The following is a 3,661-nucleotide window of genomic DNA, read 5'->3' as shown; positions in this document are numbered from 1 at the left end:
GGCCCGGGGGTGCGCGGGTCGAGGACCGGGACGCTCGCGGCGGCGGTGGCGCGGGCGCGGTGGGCGCCGTCGGCGAGCACGGCGACGGCACCGCTGTCGGCGAGCACCTGGGCGAGCCGGTCCGCGGGCTGCTCCGGATCGAGCGGCAGGAACGCGGCGCCGGTCTTGAGGATGGCCAGAACGGCGACGACCATCCACTCGGTGCGCTCCATGACGACGGCCACCAGCCGTCCGGGCGCCGGATCCGCGGCGGCACGCAGCCGCGCGGCCAGCGCCTCGGCGCGGGCGTCGAGCCCGGCGAAGGTGAGCCGGACCGCGCCGTGCACGACGGCCGTCCGGTCCGGCGTGCGGGCGGTCTGCTCCGCCACCAGGTCGAGGAGGGTGGCGCCGTCCGGGAAGGCGGCCGCGGTGTCGTTGACGTCGTGCAGCAGCCGCCGGCGTTCCTCCTTCGGCAGCACCGGCGCCCGCCGTACCGGCGCGTTAGGGTCGGCGAGCAGCCCGGCCAGCAGGGTGAGCAAGCGCTCCCCGATGCGCTCGGCACTGGCGCGGTCGAACAGGTCGTCGGTGTAGGCGACCCACAGCTCGCCCGGCCGGTCCGCGGCGGGCTCCAGGAAGCTGAAGGCGAGATCGAAGTCGCTGACCGGCGGGTCGAGTTCGAGATGCCGCACCCCCGGCGCGTCGGCGCCCGCGGCGACCGTGGTCCCGGACAGCGCGGTCTCCACCAGGACGTCGAAGAGCGGATTGCGGCCGGCGTCGCGCGGCAGCCGCAGGTCTTCCACGAGCTGCTCGAAGGGGTACTCCTCGTGCGCCATGGCCTCCTGGGCGGTGGCCCGCACCGCGGCCAGCAGATCACGGAAGGAACCGTCCGCGTCGACGGGGGTCCGCAGGACGACCGTGTTGGCGAACAGCCCGACCGTCCCGGCGGCCCGGCGCCCGGTACGGCCCGCGACGACCGTGCCGAGCAGGGCGTCGCCCTGTCCGCACAACCGCAGCAGCAGCACACGTACCGCGGCGACGACCCCCATGAACGGGGTCGCGGCCATGTCCCGGCAGGCCGCCGCGAGCGCGTCGGTGAGCTCGGCGGGCAGCGGCAGGCGCACCTTGCCACCCGCAAAGCCGCGCACCGCGGGGCGGCGCCGGTCGGTGGGCAGCAGCAGCGGCTCCGGCAGGTCGGCGAGCGCCTGCGCCCAGTAGGCGCGGTGGGCCTCGCCCAGCGGTCCGGCGAGCCGGCCGGCGAGCGCATGGGTGTGCTCGGCGTACTGGGGCGCGGGCGGCGCCGCGGGGGCGTCCTCGCGCAGCGAGTCGACCAGGTCCCGCAGCAGGACGGCGTACGACCAGCCGTCGCACACGGCGTGGTGGATGTTGAACAGCAGCGTGCCGCCGCCGGAGTCGGGCAGCCAGGTCACCCGGGTGAGCGGGCCATGGGCCAGATCGAAGCGCCAGGCGCACTCGCGCGCGTAGGCCTCTTCCAGGGCCTGGTGGGGGTCGGTGCCCGCGGGTACCGGTTCGACGGTGAGCACACCGGACGGGGCGGGCAGCACGCTCTGCTCCAGCCCGTGCGGGCCGTCGCGCAGCACCGTCCGCAACGCCTCGTGGCGGGCGACGAGTTCGTCGACGCGGTCGGCGAGCAGACCGGTGTCCACAGGGGTGCCGGAATGCTCGATGCGGTACGCCTCGACCATGTTGTACGGCGGCAGCGGCGAGTCGTCGAGCCGGTCCAGGAGCCACATGCGGCGCTGGGCGTTGGTGGCGGGCAGCGGCCCGGTGGACGGCACGGCGACAGGCGCGGCGGCGGTATCGCCGGGCCGGGCGCCGCGTGCGCGCAGGGCCGCGGTGAGGGCGGCCGGTGTGCGCAGGTCGAACACGTCGTGGACGGCGAGCGCATCCGGGCGGCCGGTCGCCTCGCAGACGATGCCGACCAGCTGCATCGCGCCCAGGCTGTGCCCGTCGGCGGCGAAGAAGTCGTCCTCGCCGCTGCGCGGCGGCTGCCCGAACACCTCCGCCCAGGCGTCGGCGACGAGCACCCCGAGCGGATCAGCGGGCCGCCAGTGCGGGCGGTCGCCGGACTCCAGCCCGCCGCGCAGGGCCCGCTTGTCGACCTTGCCGTGCGCGGTCAGCGGCAGCGCGTCGAGACGGCGCAGGGTGGCCGGGCGCATGTGGGAGGGCAACTCGGCACGCAACGCCGCCGCGAGGTCCTCGGCCGCGCCGGCACCGGTGTACCAGGCGTGCAGGGTGGTCTGCCCGTCCATGACGCGGGGGACGACGACGGCCTCGGTGACGCCGGGCCGGCGTACGAGCGTCTGCTCGACCTCCCCGGTCTCGACGCGGTTGCCGAAGATCTGGACCTGGCCGTCGCCGCGGCCCAGGAACTCCAGTTCACCGTCCGCGCGCAGGCGGCCGAGGTCGCCGGTACGGAACACGGGGGCGTCGCCGGTGTGCGGCGAGGTGGTGAAGCGGGCCGCGGTCGCCTCCTCGTCGCCGAGGTAGCCGGCCGCCACCCCGGGGCCCGCGACGAGGATCTCGCCGGTGACGCCGAGGGGGGCGAGCTCTCCGGTGGGGGTGACGACGAGGACGCCGTAGCCGGGGGAGGGGCGGCCGACGGGGACCCGGTCGAGGAGCTGCGCGCTCTCGCCCGGGCGGATGAACATGGTGGCGTCGATGGTGGCCTCGCTCGGCCCGTACAGATTGGCGAACGTGCCCACCCGCAGCCGGCCGGCGGTGCGCGGCAGCAGCCCGCGGGGAATGGTGTCGCCCCCCAGCAGCAGGTGCCGCAACGGCAGTTCGGCCCCGTCGGGCAGGCCCCGCAACAGGGCCGACAGCAGCCCCGGCACGCAGTTGACGAGCGTGACCTCGCCCTCGCGCACCCGCTGCCACAGGGCGGCGGGCTCGATGCGGTCGGGCGTGCCGACGGCGACGAGGGTGCCGCCGGCGAGCAGCGTCGCGAAGATCTGGAACGTGGTGGCGTCCGAGGTGATCGCGGACAGCAACGCCGTGCGGGTCGCGGCGTCGACACCGAGTTCCCGCGCACCGCTGAGCACCTTGTGGGCCACCTGGTCATGACGCAGCGCGAGGGGCCGCGGAGTTCCCGTCGAGCCGGAGGTGAACAGCACGACGGCGTCGTCCTGCGGCCCGGGGGAGGCGGGGCACACGGGCGCTGCCGGGGCGGCACGCAGCACGTCGAGGTCCACGACGGGCACGGCCAGGACGTCGCCGCCGGAGCCCTCGTCCGTCGCCCGCAGCACGATGCGGCTGCCGCTGAGGCGGGTGAGCAGGGTGAGGCGGGCAGCGGGGTGGCCGGGGTCGAGGGGGACGAAGGCGGCGCCGGTGCGCAGGACGGCGAGGAAGGAGACGACGAGTCCGGCACCGCGGTCGGCGAGGACGGCGACCCGGTCGCCGGGGCCGATGCCGTGCCCGGCGGCGAGGGCGGCCGCCACGCGCTCGGTCTCGTCGAGGAGTTGACGGTACGTCAGAGTGCGGCCCTCGCCGGTGACGGCGACGGCGTCCGGGCTGCGGCGGCACTGTTCGGCCACCAGCGAGGTGAGGGTGTCGGGCGCGAACGAGCCCGGGACGGGCAGCTCGGCCAGGGCTTCCAGCTCGGCCCGCTGGTCGGCGCCCAGGACGTCGATGGCGCCGGCGGGCCGGTGCGGGCCGGCGGCGAGCG

At 76.3% G+C, this 3,661-nt stretch carries 1 protein-coding gene; it reads right to left on the bottom strand.

The annotated features are described in order from the left end of the window. A partial coding sequence (locus tag AB0I98_RS49575; protein ID WP_362953090.1) for an amino acid adenylation domain-containing protein occupies positions 1-3,661 on the bottom strand: 3,661 nt, incomplete at both ends.

Source organism: Streptomyces sp. NPDC050211 (assembly GCF_040656035.1).
Classification (GTDB): domain Bacteria; phylum Actinomycetota; class Actinomycetes; order Streptomycetales; family Streptomycetaceae; genus Streptomyces.
The sequence above is the reverse complement of the archived record's forward strand: the minus strand, read 5'-3'. Positions and strand labels throughout refer to the sequence as shown.